Annotated in this window: 14 protein-coding genes; 12 read left to right on the forward strand and 2 right to left on the reverse strand. The window is 70.5% G+C overall.

Annotated elements, in window-relative coordinates; translation table 11 throughout:
- Position 1 precedes the first annotated feature (1 nt).
- Positions 2-262 (forward strand): phosphoribosylformylglycinamidine synthase subunit PurS, encoded by a 261-nt coding sequence (gene purS / locus FHX33_RS17450; protein WP_021758062.1) that lies wholly within the window; start codon positions 2-4, stop codon positions 260-262.
- Complete coding sequence (purQ, locus tag FHX33_RS17455; RefSeq protein WP_021758063.1) at positions 262-960, forward strand: phosphoribosylformylglycinamidine synthase subunit PurQ; 699 nt, start codon at positions 262-264, stop codon at positions 958-960. The genes purS and purQ overlap by 1 nt, the downstream gene beginning before the upstream one ends.
- An 83-nt stretch (positions 961-1,043) precedes the next feature.
- Here purQ and FHX33_RS17460 read toward each other — a convergent pair whose 3' ends face one another.
- Positions 1,044-1,838, reverse strand: a complete 795-nt coding sequence (locus FHX33_RS17460; RefSeq protein ID WP_021758064.1) for a helix-turn-helix transcriptional regulator — start codon at positions 1,836-1,838, stop codon at positions 1,044-1,046.
- A gap of 77 nt (positions 1,839-1,915) precedes the next feature.
- On the opposite strand from FHX33_RS17460, the gene ilvD reads away from it, so the two are divergent.
- From ilvD to FHX33_RS17495, 7 genes are all read left to right on the forward strand, one after another.
- Positions 1,916-3,781 carry a dihydroxy-acid dehydratase gene (gene ilvD / locus FHX33_RS17465; RefSeq protein ID WP_183428791.1) on the forward strand — a complete coding sequence of 622 codons (1,866 nt, stop codon included), beginning with the start codon at positions 1,916-1,918 and terminating at the stop codon, positions 3,779-3,781.
- A 34-nt stretch (positions 3,782-3,815) separates the two neighbouring features.
- Positions 3,816-4,274, forward strand: a complete 459-nt coding sequence (locus FHX33_RS17470; RefSeq protein ID WP_021763996.1) for a DUF3817 domain-containing protein — start codon at positions 3,816-3,818, stop codon at positions 4,272-4,274.
- 76 nt (positions 4,275-4,350) lie between these two features.
- On the forward strand, positions 4,351-4,533 hold the full coding sequence (locus FHX33_RS17475) for a YegP family protein (protein WP_021763995.1): 183 nt from the start codon (positions 4,351-4,353) through the stop codon (positions 4,531-4,533).
- A 70-nt stretch (positions 4,534-4,603) separates the two neighbouring features.
- Positions 4,604-5,203, forward strand: a complete 600-nt coding sequence (locus FHX33_RS17480) for an RNA polymerase sigma factor (RefSeq protein WP_021763994.1) — start codon at positions 4,604-4,606, stop codon at positions 5,201-5,203.
- Complete coding sequence (locus FHX33_RS17485) at positions 5,200-6,003, forward strand: hypothetical protein (protein ID WP_021763993.1); 804 nt, start codon at positions 5,200-5,202, stop codon at positions 6,001-6,003. Before FHX33_RS17480 ends, FHX33_RS17485 begins: the two co-directional genes overlap by 4 nt.
- 56 nt (positions 6,004-6,059) lie before the next feature.
- Positions 6,060-8,378: a phosphoribosylformylglycinamidine synthase subunit PurL gene (gene purL / locus FHX33_RS17490; protein ID WP_021763992.1), complete on the forward strand. Its 2,319-nt coding sequence runs from the start codon at positions 6,060-6,062 to the stop codon at positions 8,376-8,378.
- A gap of 79 nt (positions 8,379-8,457) precedes the next feature.
- Positions 8,458-9,192 (forward strand): SDR family oxidoreductase, encoded by a 735-nt coding sequence (locus tag FHX33_RS17495; RefSeq protein ID WP_183428792.1) that lies wholly within the window; start codon positions 8,458-8,460, stop codon positions 9,190-9,192.
- Here the strand turns inward: FHX33_RS17495 and FHX33_RS17500 are convergent.
- Positions 9,177-10,091 carry a DMT family transporter gene (locus FHX33_RS17500; protein ID WP_021764107.1) on the reverse strand — a complete coding sequence of 305 codons (915 nt, stop codon included), beginning with the start codon at positions 10,089-10,091 and terminating at the stop codon, positions 9,177-9,179. The genes FHX33_RS17495 and FHX33_RS17500 overlap by 16 nt on opposite strands.
- Before the next feature lie 195 nt (positions 10,092-10,286).
- Here FHX33_RS17500 and FHX33_RS17505 point away from each other — a divergent pair, with 195 nt between their 5' ends.
- From FHX33_RS17505 to FHX33_RS17515, 3 genes are all read left to right on the forward strand, one after another.
- A complete protein-coding gene (locus tag FHX33_RS17505) occupies positions 10,287-11,474 on the forward strand; it encodes an LLM class flavin-dependent oxidoreductase (protein ID WP_021764108.1) in 1,188 nt (395 codons plus the stop codon).
- 32 nt (positions 11,475-11,506) lie between these two features.
- Positions 11,507-12,199 (forward strand): CE1759 family FMN reductase, encoded by a 693-nt coding sequence (locus tag FHX33_RS17510; protein WP_039923067.1) that lies wholly within the window; start codon positions 11,507-11,509, stop codon positions 12,197-12,199.
- A gap of 111 nt (positions 12,200-12,310) precedes the next feature.
- Complete coding sequence (locus tag FHX33_RS17515; protein ID WP_338092047.1) at positions 12,311-13,795, forward strand: glycosyltransferase family 2 protein; 1,485 nt, start codon at positions 12,311-12,313, stop codon at positions 13,793-13,795.
- Positions 13,796-13,801: the final 6 nt, after the last annotated feature.

Raw genomic sequence — 13,801 nt, forward strand, 5'->3', positions numbered from 1 at the left:
TTTGTCGACGATCGTTGTGGAAGTCATGCCCAAGGCCGAACTGCTCGACCCGCAGGGCAAGGCCGTCGCCGGCGCCCTCTCGCGCATCGGCAAGGGTCAGTTCAGCGGCGTCCGCGTGGGCAAGCGCTTCGAGCTGACCGTCGACGGCCCGATCGACGACGCCACGCGCGCCGCGGTCCGCGAGATCGCCGACGAGATCCTCTCCAACTCCGTGATCGAGGACGTCGTGGGCATCCACTACCCGGACGAGGCCGGCGCCTGATGCGCATCGGCGTCATCACCTTCCCCGGCTCGCTCGACGATCGCGACGCCCTCCGCGCCGTGCGCCTCGCCGGCGCCGAACCGGTCGCGCTCTGGCACGGCGAGCACGACCTCCAGGGCGTCGACGCGCTGGTCCTCCCGGGCGGCTTCAGCTACGGCGACTACCTGCGCTGCGGCGCGATCGCCAGCCTCTCGCCGATCATGACCGAGGTCGTGGACGCGGCCGCCAAGGGCGTGCCCGTGCTCGGCATCTGCAACGGCTTCCAGATGCTCGCCGAGGCGCACCTCGTGTCGGGCGGCCTGATCCGCAACGACCACGGCAACTTCATCCGCCGCGACCAGTCGCTGACCGTGGAGAACACGGACACCCCGTGGACGAACGGCTTCGAGCAGGGCCAGGAGATCGTCATCCCGCTCAAGAACGGCGAGGGCGGCTTCATCGCCTCGGCCGAGGAGCTCAAGCGCCTCGAGGGCGAGGGCCTGGTGGCGTTCCGCTACCAGGGCGTCAACCCGAACGGCTCGCTCAACGACATCGCGGGCGTGCGCAACGAGCGCGGCAACGTGGTCGGCCTCATGCCCCACCCGGAGCACGCGGTCGAGCCCGGCTTCGGTCCCGACACCTCCGACGCCATGCGCTCGGGCGTCGACGGCCTCACCTTCTTCACCTCCGTCATCCGCTCGGCGCTCGTCGAGGCGTAACCCCGACTCCGGAGGCAACAGCCGAGTACGCAGAAAGTGCGCCGAATCCACTCGATCCGGCGCACTTTCTGCGTACTCGGGAGTTACCCCAGCGGCGTGTAGACGACCAGCCGGAGCTCCGGGTGGTCCGTCGGCGTCAGCTGGTGGTGCTCGAAGCGCGCGGTGACGCCGCCCGGGAGGCGGAAGAGCCGCTCGCGGGAGGCGAACCCGCTGATGTCGTAGTGCTCCCAGGCCGCACGGAACTCCGGGCTCGCCGCGCGCAACCGCTCCACGAGCGCGCGCACACCCGGGTCGCCCGCTCGCGCGCCGGTCTCGGCGCGGAATTCGGCGAGGAACCGCGCGCTGGTCACATCCCAGTCCGGGAGCAGCTCCCGCACGGCATGGTCGGTGTAGACGAGCCAGAGCAGGTTGCGGTCCTCGGGAGGCACGTCCCCGACCCGCGGGTACAGCCGGGTGTACGCCTCGTTCCAGCCCGCGATGCCCCAGTCGGGTGCGAGGGCGAACGCCGGGTTGGGGTCGATCGCGTCGAGCAGCCGCTGGAGCTGGGGAGGCGCATCCTCGACTGCCCGGGCGGCGACCGTCGGCGCGAGGCCGAACCCGGCGAGGGAGAGCACGTACTCCTGCTCCGGCAGCGGGAGACGCAGGGTGCGGGCGACGGCGTCGAGCACCGAGCGCGACGGATTGATCGGGCGCCCCTGCTCCAGCCACGTGTACCAGGTGACGCTGACGCCGGAGAGGTAGGCGACCTCCTCGCGGCGCAGGCCGAGATCCCGGGTGCGGCCGACCGGCGGGAGTCCGTAGTCGGCGCGCGGAGCCTGCTCGCGGCGGGAGCGCAGGAAGCGCCCGAGCTCGCGGCGGCGGTCCTCGGTGTCTGGCACGACGTCGATACTAGTGCTCTCACTACTAGTATCAACGCTGACTTCCGCTCCCGCGCGCGCGACCGAAGGATGGAATCATGCCTCCACTCCGTTCACGCACCGTCACGCACGGCCGCAACATGGCCGGCGCCCGCGCACTGCTGCGCGCCGCCGGCGTCGCCCGCGAAGACTTCGGCAAGCCGATCATCGCGGTCGCGAACAGCTTCACCGAGTTCGTCCCCGGCCACACGCACCTGCAGCCGGTCGGCCGCATCGTCTCGCAGGCCATCCACGATGCCGGCGGCATCGCCCGCGAGTTCAACACGATCGCGGTCGACGACGGCATCGCCATGGGCCACGGCGGGATGCTCTACTCGCTGCCCTCCCGCGAGCTGATCGCCGATTCCGTCGAGTACATGGTCAACGCGCACTGCGCCGACGCGATCGTCTGCGTCTCCAACTGCGACAAGATCACGCCCGGGATGCTGCTCGCGGCGCTGCGCCTCAACATCCCCGTCGTCTTCGTCTCGGGCGGCCCGATGGAGGGCGGCCGCACCACGCTCGTCGACGGCACCGTGCGCAAGCTCGACCTCATCTCGGCGATCGCCGACTCGGCGAACGACAGCGTGAGCGACACGGACCTGTTCCGCATCGAGGAGAACGCCTGCCCGACGTGTGGCTCCTGCTCCGGGATGTTCACCGCCAACTCGATGAACTTTCTCACCGAGGCGCTCGGGCTGGCCCTGCCGGGCAACGGCTCGACCCTGGCGACGCACACCGCCCGCCGCGCCCTCTACGAGAAGGCCGGCGCGACCGCCGTCGAGCTGGCGCACCGCTACTACGACCAGGACGACGAGTCCGTGCTGCCCCGTTCGATCGCGACCAGCGCGGCCTTCGGGAACGCGATGGCGCTCGACATCGCGATGGGCGGGTCGACCAACACCATCCTGCATCTGCTCGCCGCGGCGCGTGAGGGCGGGATCGACTACGACCTGACCGATATCGACGCCCTGTCGCGCCGCGTGCCGTGCCTCTCGAAGGTCGCGCCCAACGGCGCCGCGCTCGTCGAGGACGTGCACCGCGCCGGCGGTGTGCCCGCGCTGCTGGGCGAGCTCGACCGCGCGGGCCTGCTCGACCGCGGCGTCCACACCGTGCACGCCGCGACGCTGGACGCGTGGCTCTCGGACTGGGACATCCGCGGCGGCTCGGCGACGCCCGAGGCGATCGAGCTCTTCCACGCGGCGCCCGGCGGGGTGCGCTCGTCGTCGGCGTTCTCGCAGTCGGAGCGCTGGCACGACCTCGACCTCGACGCCGAGACCGGCGTGATCCGGGATGTCGCCCACGCGTACTCGAAGGACGGCGGCCTCGCGATCCTCCGCGGCAACCTCGCCCCCGACGGCGCCGTGGTGAAGACCGCGGGCGTCGACGAGAGCATCCTCACCTTCAGCGGGCCGGCCGTCGTCGTCGACTCGCAGGAGGCCGCGGTCGAAGCGATCCTCGGCAAGCGCGTGAACGAGGGCGACGTCGTCGTCATCCGCTACGAGGGACCGCGCGGCGGGCCCGGGATGCAGGAGATGCTGTACCCGACGTCGTTCCTGAAGGGCCGCGGGCTCGGCGCGAAGTGCGCGCTCATCACCGACGGCCGCTTCTCCGGCGGCACCTCCGGCCTCTCGATCGGGCACGTCTCGCCCGAGGCGGCGGCCGGCGGCCTGATCGCGCTCGTCGAGGACGGCGACATCATCAGCATCGACGTGCACACCCGCGCGCTGCGCCTGGACGTCCCGGACGCCGTGCTCGACGCCCGCCGCGAGGCGCTGGAGTCCGGGCGCGGATACCGCCCGCTCGACCGCGACCGCCCGGTGTCGGCCGCGCTGCGCGCCTACGCCGCGATGGCGCTGTCCGCGGACAAGGGTGCGGCCCGCGACGTCGACCAGCTCGAGGAGCGCGTTCGTACTTTCGGGTGATTCGCCGGCGGCGGCGATCCGACAGGCTGGAGGCATGACCCCCCGCCTGCTCTACCGCATCCTCGCCGTCGCCGAGGCGATCACCTGGACCCTCCTCATCGCGGGGATGGTGCTCAAGTACGCCGTCGGGGTGGGCGACTGGCCCGTGGCGGTGGCGGGCCCGATCCACGGCTTCGTGTTCATCGCGTACGCGATCACGGCCGCCCTGATCGGGGTCAACCAGCGCTGGCGCCTGCCGCTCATCGTGCTCGCGGTCGCGACGGCCGTCGTCCCGTACGCGACGGTCCCGTTCGACCTCTGGGCCGACCGCACGGGACGCCTCGACGGCCGCTGGCGCACGACCGCGACGGACGACCCCCGCGACCACACCGGTTTCGGGCGGCTGTTCCGCTGGATGCTGACCCACGTCGCGGTGCTCGCCACCTCCCTGGCCGTCCTCGCGGTCGCGATCATGGCGGCGCTGCTGGTGCTGGGGCCGCCGAAGCTCTCGTGAGACGGGACTCCCCGTCGCCGCCTGCGCCCACTACTGTGTCGCGTGTTCGCACCACGTCACGAGTACGGAGGGCACCATGGCAGGGAAGTTCGAGCTCTACAAGGACACGTCGGGCGAGTACCGCTTCCGGCTGAAGGCCGCCAATGGCGAGACCATCGCGACGTCGGAGGGCTACGCCAGCAAGTCCGGCGCGAAGAGCGGCATCGAGTCGGTGCAGAAGAACGCCCCGACCGCCGAGGTCGTCGAACTCGACACCTGAGCCGCGCGCCGCGCTCTCCTTCGCCCCTCCAGCCGGGAACCGCACCTCGAGCTGCGGACACTATAGAGATGTGAGGGGATTCCTGCTCGACGAGCCCGCTGTGCTCGATCGCATCCATGACGGCGACGCCGACGCGTTCGGCGCGCTCTTCGATCTGCACCACGACCGCGTCTTCCGGCAGGCACTGCGGCTGACGTCGTCGGTGCACGACGCCGAGGACGTCACCGCGGTCGTCTTCCTGGAGGCGTGGCGGCGACGTGACGCGATGCGCGTGGTGAACGGGTCGGTGATCGGCTGGCTGCTTTTGACCGCGAACAACGTGCACCGCAACCATCTGCGCTCGTCGCGGCGCTACCGGGAGGCGCTCGGCAACCTCCCCGCTCCCGAGTACGCTCCCGACCATTCCGGGGTCGTTGACGACCGGCTCGACACCGACGCACGCCGCACCGCCGTGCGCGCCGCGCTCGCCCGGCTCCCGAAGCGCGACCAGGACATCATCACCCTGTGCGTATTCGAGGAGCTGAGCACGGCGGACGCCGCCGAAGCCCTCGGAGTCGCACCGGGGACCGTGAAGTCGCGCCTCTCGCGTGCCAAGGCCCGTCTCGCCGAGCTGCTCGGCGAGGACGGCGCCGCCGATACCAACGACCGGAAGAACGGAGGAGAGCGATGACCGAGCCCACCTTCGACCCGCGCCGTAAGGCGGCGATCCGCGACCTGGTGGTGCAGAACGCCGCCAGCCGCGGCCGCGTGCTCGGCCGCAAGCGCACGGCGTTCGTGGTGACCCTCGTACTGCTGGCCGTGGGTATCTCCGGCGGCGGCGTGGCCTACGCCCTCGGCACCGGACTGATCGACCCGGCACCCGTGGCGAGCCCCACCCCGACGCCGACACCCACGCCGACACCCACCGAGACGCCGACCCCCACCCCGACGCCGACTCCCACCCCCACGTCGACTGTGGACCCGGCCGACCCCGCCACCTGGACGATCGGCTTCGACGGTGTCGGGCCGGTGACGCTCGGCTCGACGCTGCCCGAGCAGAGCGGCGCACTCCCCGCCTTCGCGGACGAGACCGCCTCGATCTGCGTCGGGGGACTCTCCGTCTTGACCTCGCCCGGCGGGATGCGATTCACCTTCGCCGCCGCCGCCGACGGGTCGGGACGCACCGCGGCGATCCAGTTCGGCAACTTCGGCGGGGGATCGGACGACCATGCGATCACTCCGCGCACGGCCGAGGGGATCGGGATCAGCTCCACCCTCGACGAACTCCTCGCGGCCTATCCGGGCATCCCGCAGACGTACACCTACAACGACATCACCACCGGGTACGGGCTGACCGACGGATCGGACGGATGGATCGTGTTCGCGGTGATGAACGGCGTGGTCTCCGACATCCAGATCGCGAACGCGTCGGTCCTCCCGATCGGCCAGGGCCGAGCGGACGCCATCCCCTCGGAGCGCTGTCCCGCCTGAGCCCCGGTAGACTGGGGTCGATCCCCCCGCTTCCGCCTGCAGCCTGGAGTGCCCGCGTGACCGACACCACCGCCCAGCACGTCGTCGACACCGTCGCGAACGCGATCGAGACTCCCGAGAAGGAGCAGCCGTTCGCGGCGCTCGGCCTCAAGGAGGACGAGTACGCGCAGATCCGCGAGATCCTCGGCCGCCGCCCCACCAGCGGCGAGCTGGCGATGTACTCGGTGATGTGGTCGGAGCACTGCTCCTACAAGTCGTCGAAGATCTACCTGCGCCAGTTCGGGCAGAAGGTCACCCCCGCCATGAAGAAGAACCTCATGGTCGGCATGGGCGAGAACGCGGGCGTCGTCGACGTCGGCGAGGGCTGGGCGGTCACCTTCAAGGTGGAGTCGCACAACCACCCCTCCTACATCGAGCCGTTCCAGGGCGCCGCGACCGGCGTCGGCGGCATCGTGCGCGACATCATCTCGATGGGCGCCCGCCCGGTGGCCGTGATGGACCAGCTGCGCTTCGGCGCCATCGACGAGCCGGACACGGCGCGCGTCGTGCACGGCGTCGTCTCCGGCATCTCGTTCTACGGCAACTGCCTCGGCCTGCCGAACATCGGCGGCGAGACCTACTTCGACCCGATCTACCAGGGCAACCCGCTGGTCAACGCGCTGTCGGTCGGCGTGCTGCGCCACGAGGACCTCCACCTGGCCAATGCCTCCGGCGCCGGCAACAAGGTCGTGCTCTTCGGCGCCCGCACCGGCGGCGACGGCATCGGCGGCGCGAGCATCCTCGCCTCCGACACGTTCTCGGCCGGCGGCCCGACCAAGCGCCCGGCGGTCCAGGTCGGCGACCCGTTCGCCGAGAAGGTGCTCATCGAGTGCTGCCTGGAGCTGTTCCGCGACAAGCTCGTCGAGGGCATCCAGGACCTCGGCGCGGCCGGCATCTCCTGCGCCACGAGCGAGCTCGCCTCCAACGGCGACGGCGGCATGTACGTCGAGCTCGACAAGGTGCTGCTGCGCGACCCGTCGCTCACCGCTGAGGAGATCCTCATGTCGGAGAGCCAGGAGCGCATGATGGCGGTCGTCAAGCCCGAGCTGCTCGACGCCTTCCTCGCCGTCACCGCCAAGTGGGATGTCGAGACCAGCGTGCTGGGCGAGGTCACCGAGACCGGCCGCCTCGTCATCAACTGGAAGGGCGAGGAGATCGTCAACGTCGACCCGCGCACCGTCGCGGTCGACGGTCCGGTCTACGAGCGCCCGGTCGCCTACCCGACCTGGATCGACGCGCTGCAGGCCGACTCGGCCTCCCGCCTCCCCCGCCCCGAGGGCGGCGACGCCCTGCGCGAGCAGGTGCTGGCGCTGCTCGGCTCGGCCAACCTGGCCGACAAGGGCTGGATCACCGACCAGTACGACTACTTCGTCGGCGGCAACACGGCCCTCGCGTTCCCCGACGACGCCGGCATGGTCCGCGTCGACGAGGAGAGCGGGCTCGGCTTCGCCATCGCCACCGACGCGAACGGCCGCTACTGCCAGCTCGACCCGAAGGAGGGCGCGAAGCTCGCCCTCGCCGAGGCCTACCGCAACGTCGCCGCCTCCGGCGCTGTGCCGGCCGCGGTCACCGACTGCCTCAACTTCGGCAGCCCGGAGAACCCCGAGGTCATGTGGCAGTTCTCGCAGGCCGTCGAGGGTCTCTCGGACGCCTGCCTGGAGCTCGAGATCCCGGTCACCGGCGGCAACGTCTCCTTCTACAACCAGACCGGCGACGTGCCGATCTTCCCGACGCCCGTCGTCGGCGTGCTCGGCGTGATCGACGACGTCGCCCGCCGCATCCCGGCCGGCTGGCAGGACGAGGGCGAGAACATCTACCTCCTCGGCGTCACCCGCGAGGAGCTCGACGGCTCCGCCTGGGCCGGCACCATCCACGGCCACCTCGGCGGACGCCCGCCGGCGGTCGACCTGACCGCCGAGCGCACGCTCGCCGAGACGCTGCACGCCGCTTCGGTCGAGGGCCTCGTCTCCTCCGCCCACGACCTCGCCGACGGCGGCCTCGCGCAGGCCCTCGCCGAGAGCGTGATGCGGTTCGGCGTCGGCGCCCGCGTCTGGCTGGGCGAGATCGTCGAGCGCGACGGCGTGGATGCGGCGACCGCGCTGTTCAGCGAGTCGACCGCCCGCGTGATCGTCTCGGTTCCCCGCGAGGACGACGTGAAGTTCCGCGGCCTCTGCGAGGGCCGCGGCGTCCCGATCCTGCGCATCGGCGTCACCGACGCCGAGGTCGGCACCCAGCCGGTGCTCGAGGTGCAGGACCAGTTCACCGTCGGCCTGGAGGAGCTGCGCGCGACGCACCGCTCCACCCTCCCGGAGCGCTTCGGCCCGGTCGTCGCCTGACGTCCCATCCCGGCTCTGCACGACACGAGCGGTCACACGATTCCGTGACGGCCGGCCGGCCTGACAGGCTGGGAGCACCATGACCCAGCACAGCATCGATCGTCTCGCCGGCCGTTCCGTCGTCCTGATCGGGGGCGGCTCCGGCATCGGGCTCGCCGTCGCGCGCCAGGCCGTCGCCGCCGGTGCGCACGTGCACCTCGGCGGACGCACCGAGACGACCCTGCAGCGCGCTGCCGCCGAGCTGGGCGACGCCGCGTCCTGGGGCGTGGTCGACACCTCCGACGACGCCTCCGTCGCGCGCTTCTTCGAGCGGGTGGAGGCGGTCGACGCGCTCTTGACGACGGCTGCCAGCTACACGACGGGCCCGTTCACGACCTCCACGATCGAGGAGGCCCGGAGCCCGTTCGAGTCGAAGTTCTGGGGCCAGTACCGCGTCGTCCACGCCGCCCTCCCCCTCCTGACCCCCGACGCCTCCGTCGTCCTGATGTCGGGTGCGGCGAGCGTGCGTCCCGCGGGGCCCGCCGCGGCGTACGTCGCCGCGAACGCCGCCATCGAGGGCCTGGCCCGCGGCCTCGCCGTCGAGCTGGCGCCGGTGCGCGTCAACGCCATCGCGCCGGGCACGATCGACGGCAACCTCTGGGCGCAGCGCTCCGCCGAGGTGCGGGAGGCGGCCTTCAGCGGCTTCAGCGCCACCACGGTCCTCGGCCGGCCCGGTACCGAGGAGGAGATCGCGGACGCGGTCATCCACCTCTTCACGAGCACGTACACGACGGGATCGACGCTCTACGTCGACGGCGGCTACGCGCTGCGCTGACCCACCAGCTCGGCCTGACGGCGCGAGAAGATCCGCACCCGCTGCTGCGTGAGCAGGATGCCGGCGATCACGATGAGAGCCCCGACGGGCTCGTTCCAGCTGAGGTGCTCGCCCAGCACGAGGATGCCGAGCGCGACGCCGACGACCGGGGTCACGTAGGTCACCCCGGAGGTCGCCGTGGGGCCCCAGGCGCGCAGCACGTTCATGTTCCAGATGTAGACGACGCCCGTCCCGAGCATCCCGAGCGCCAGGAGGCTGAGCAGCACGGGCCAGCTGAAAGTGATCGGGCCCAGCGCGACGAACGGGGTCAGCACCAGCATGATGACCGCGGCGATGCCGATGTTCAGGAACGCCGTGGTGGTCGCCGGGATGGCGCGGTGGCTGATGAAACGGCGGATGTAGCCGAAGCTGAACCCGTAACAGGTCACGGCGCCGAGGCAGGCGAGCTGGCCCCACAGGCTGCCGGTCAGGGCGGCGACGCTCCACGGGCCGACCACGACGACGACGCCGACCACGCCGATCAGCACGCCGAGCACCTGATCGCGGTTGAGCTTCTCGACCCGGAACGCGACCGTCACGAGGATCGCGGTCGTGATCGGCGTGACCGCGTTGTAGATGCTGGCCAGGCTCGACGACACGTACTGCTCAGCCCACGCGAAGAGCAGGAAGGGCACGACGCAGTAGGTGATCGCGACCACGGTGAAGTGCAGCCAGACGATCGGCTCGCGCGGCAGCCGGCTGCGCATGACCAGGACGATGACGCCGAGCGTGATCGCGCCGAAGACGAGGCGCGCCCAGGCGACCTGACCGAAGGACACCCCGTCGAGGGCGATCTTCATGAACAGGAAGCTGGCTCCCCAGATGAGCCCCATGGCGACGAACTGCAGCGCGACCTTCACTCTGCGAGGCTAGCGGCTGCCACCGTCACCGGCTGGCGGGATTCGGACGCGGCGCAGCACTCTGTCCGGACCTTTGCGATGGCTGGCCGGATCTCCCTTCCGGAGGCCAGACTGGAGGCCGGGAATACTCCGGCCGCGCGTGCGTTATATGCGTTTGCATAGAAACGGCGAGACGAAAACCACAAGGAGCCAGCCATGCAGTACGGAATCTTCTCCGTCAGCGACATCACCCGCGACCCGGTCTCGGGTCACACCCCCAGCGAGGCGGAGCGCATCGAGGGGATCGTCACGATCGCCAAGCACGCGGAGGAGGTCGGCCTCGACGTCTTCGCCATCGGCGAGCACCACAACCCGCCCTTCTTCTCCTCGTCGCCCACGACGCTGCTCTCGCACATCGCGGCCCTGACGAAGACCCTCACGGTCACGACCTCCACGACCCTCATCACCACGAACGACCCGGTGCGCATCGCCGAGGAGTACGCGATGCTCCAGCACCTCTCCAAGGGGCGCATGGATCTGATGCTCGGCCGCGGCAACACCGGCCCGGTCTACCCGTGGTTCGGCAAGGACATCCGCCAGAGCCTGCCGCTCGCCCTCGAGAACTACAACCTCCTCAACCGCCTGTGGCGCGAGGACGTCGTGGACTGGGAGGGGCGCTTCCGCACCCCGCTGCAGGGCTTCACCTCCACCCCGCGCCCGCTCGACGACGTGCCGCCCTTCGTGTGGCACGGCAGCATCCGCACGCCCGAGATCGCCGAGCAGGCCGCCTACTACGGCGACGGCTTCTTCGCGAACAACATCTTCTGGCCCAAGGAGCACTACCAGCGCCTGATCGCCTTCTACCGCGAGCGCTTCGAGCACTACGGCCACGGCACCGCCAAGCAGGCCATCGTCGGGCTCGGCGGCCAGGCGTACATCGCCAAGAACTCGCAGGACGCGAAGAACGAGTTCCGCCCGTACTTCAACGAGGCCCCCGTCTACGGCAACGGCCCGACGATGGAGGAGTTCACCGAGGCGACCCCGCTCACCGTCGGCAGCCCGCAGGAGGTCATCGACAAGACGCTGACGTTCCGCGAGTGGGCGGGCGACTACCAGCGCCAGCTGTTCCTGATGGACCACGCCGGCCTGCCGCTCAGCACCGTGCTCAAGCAGCTCGACCTGCTGGGCGAGGAGGTCATCCCCGTGCTCCGCAAGGAGACCGAGGCCCGCAAGGACCCGGAGGCGCCCGACGCCCCCACGCACGCCTCGCTCGTCGCCGCCAAGTACGGCGACGCGGAGCCCCGCCAGCCGCGCCCCAACGCCAACCGCGGCGACAACGTGACCGGCGCCTCCCCCTACCAGGACACCGAGGAGCAGTTCCAGGCCAGCTACCCGTCGCTCTGAGCGAGGCGGCCTGAGATCGAGAGAAGGACATGATGACGAACACCGATCAGCGCCCGTTCCGCGTGGTGGTGGTGAACGCCGGCGTCAGCGACCCGTCGTCCACCAAGATGCTGGCCGACCGGCTGGCGCTGCGCGTGGAGGCCGCCGCCCAGCGCGACGGACGCACCGTCGAGACGCAGCACCTCGACCTGCGCGAGCTGCTGCCGGAGCTCTCCGGCGCGCTCGCCTCCGGGCACCTCGGGCCGAAGTTCACGAAGGCGATCGACGCGCTGAAGGCGGCGGACGGCATCATCGCGACCGCGCCGGTCTACAAGGCCGGGCCGAGCGGACTGTTCACGTCGTTCTTCCAGGTGATCGACAACGACCTCCTCATCGCCAAGCCGGTCGTGCTCGGCGCGACCGCCGGCACCGCCCGGCACGCGCTCGTGGTCGACGAGCAGATGCGCTCGATGTTCGCCTTCCTGCGCACGATGACCACCCCGACGTCGGTGTTCGCGTCGACCGAGGACTGGCAGGACAAGTCGTTGGGCAAGCGGATCGACCGGGCCGCGCGCGAGCTGGTCGTTCTCATGGAGAGCGAGGTGGAGGCCAAGATCACGGACGCCTCCTGGGACCACTACCAGCACGAGTTCGGTTCGGCGGGCGGCGACGAGTTCGGCATCGACCTGAGCTCGGACCTCATGAAGCTGGCCGCGGGCGGCTCCCTCGGAGCACCCCGCTCATAGCGCCCTGTGCACAAGCGGGTCCCGTCCACCGACGGGGCCCGCTTTCCGCTGTCCGGGGGCGCTCCCGCTGTAGGGTTGCGGGTAGACGAGGGGAGTTTCCTGGTGGATGTCGTGGGCGTTCTGCAATGGATCGGCGTGATCGTGTGCCTGGTCCTCGCCCTGACCGGTTTCATCCCGGTGATCGCCGCAGCGGCGACCTTCTTCGTGATCCCGTTCCACGCCTGGATCAACCACTACAAGAAGGCGGCGCCGTACCTCCCGCGCGTGGCGATCGTCGTCCCGGCCTGGAACGAAGGCGCCGTGATCGGCGCCTCCGTGGACCGGCTGATGAAGCTCGACTACCCCAAGGAGGCGCTGCGCATCTATGTCGTCGACGACGCCTCCACCGACGACACCCCGGATGTGGTCCGCAGCCGCGCCGAGCAGTACCCCGGCAACGTCTTCCTGCTCCGGCGGGAGCAGGGCGGCCAGGGCAAGGCGCACACCCTCAACCACGGCATCAGCCGCATCCTGGAGGAGGACTGGATGGAGGCGCTCCTCGTCATGGACGCCGACGTCATCTACCTGCCCGACTCCCTCCGGCGCATGACGCGGCACCTGGCCGACCCCGAGGTGGGCGCCGTCTCGGCGTACATCCGCGAGGGCAGCAGCGTCGGGCGCAACTACCTCACCAAGTTCATCGGCGTGGAGTACGTGCTCTCACAGCCCGCCGCCCGCCGCGCGCAGAACGTGCTCGGAGCGCAAGCGTGTCTCGCCGGCGGCGCCCAGCTGCACACCCGCGAGAACCTCGTCGCCATCGGCGGCCGCATCGACACCTCGTCCCTCGCCGAGGACACCATCACCACCTTCGAGACGCAGCTGAACGGCCGCAAGGTCGTCTTCGAGCCGCACGCGCACGTGCTGGCCGAGGAGCCGAGCCGGGTCGACGCCCTCTGGAAGCAGCGGCTGCGCTGGGCCCGGGGCAATGTGACGGTCACGGCCCGCTACTCGAAGGTCTGGTTCCGGCCGTCGAAGCAGCACCACCTGGGTGCGTGGACCTTCGGCATCGTCTGGTTCAGCCTGTGGCTGCTGCCGCTGATCATGGTGCTCTCCGCCATCGGCCTGACCGGACTGCTCTTCCTGCAGTCACCCTTCGCGACGGGGGTGTTCCGCGCGCTGTGGATCAGTGCAGCGCTCGCCTATCTGTTCGTGCTCATCCTCGGCTCGCTGACGGACAGCAGGACCACGGGGCGGGCGCTCGGCCATGTGATCCTGTTCCCCGGCATCATCAACATGCTCGTGATGGTCACCGCGCTCTTCCCCACCTTGATGCTCGTCCGGCTGCCCGGCCTCTTCGGCGTCACTCTGAGCGAATCGACCCTCTTCGTCCTGACCCTGCTGATCTACATCTGGATCCCGTTCTCGATGCTCGTCGCCTGGCTCGCTCGGGTGGTCGGGAAGCGGAAAGGCCTCCGCTGGCTGGCGCCGGTCTTCATCTACCTGGCCGGGTACGGATCGCTGCTCTGCGCGATCACGCTCGACTCCTACTTCAAGGAGCTCGCCGGGGCCGAGGCCCGGTGGGACAAGACCGAGAAGGTCGGTCGCGTCGCGGTCTGAGCCGAC

The sequence above is a fragment of the Leifsonia aquatica genome, from assembly GCF_014190775.1.
Lineage (GTDB): Bacteria > Actinomycetota > Actinomycetes > Actinomycetales > Microbacteriaceae > Leifsonia > Leifsonia aquatica.

What these genes read in the sequence shown, in the direction of transcription:
- purQ (WP_021758063.1), top strand. Translation starts at nt 262, where the DNA reads ATGCGCATCGGCGTCATCACCTTCCCCGGCTCGCTCGACGATCGCGAC.
- ilvD (WP_183428791.1), top strand. Translation starts at nt 1,916, where the DNA reads ATGCCTCCACTCCGTTCACGCACCGTCACGCACGGCCGCAACATGGCC.
- FHX33_RS17470 (WP_021763996.1), top strand. Translation starts at nt 3,816, where the DNA reads ATGACCCCCCGCCTGCTCTACCGCATCCTCGCCGTCGCCGAGGCGATC.
- FHX33_RS17475 (WP_021763995.1), top strand. Translation starts at nt 4,351, where the DNA reads ATGGCAGGGAAGTTCGAGCTCTACAAGGACACGTCGGGCGAGTACCGC.
- FHX33_RS17485 (WP_021763993.1), top strand. Translation starts at nt 5,200, where the DNA reads ATGACCGAGCCCACCTTCGACCCGCGCCGTAAGGCGGCGATCCGCGAC.
- FHX33_RS17495 (WP_183428792.1), top strand. Translation starts at nt 8,458, where the DNA reads ATGACCCAGCACAGCATCGATCGTCTCGCCGGCCGTTCCGTCGTCCTG.
- FHX33_RS17505 (WP_021764108.1), top strand. Translation starts at nt 10,287, where the DNA reads ATGCAGTACGGAATCTTCTCCGTCAGCGACATCACCCGCGACCCGGTC.
- FHX33_RS17510 (WP_039923067.1), top strand. Translation starts at nt 11,507, where the DNA reads ATGACGAACACCGATCAGCGCCCGTTCCGCGTGGTGGTGGTGAACGCC.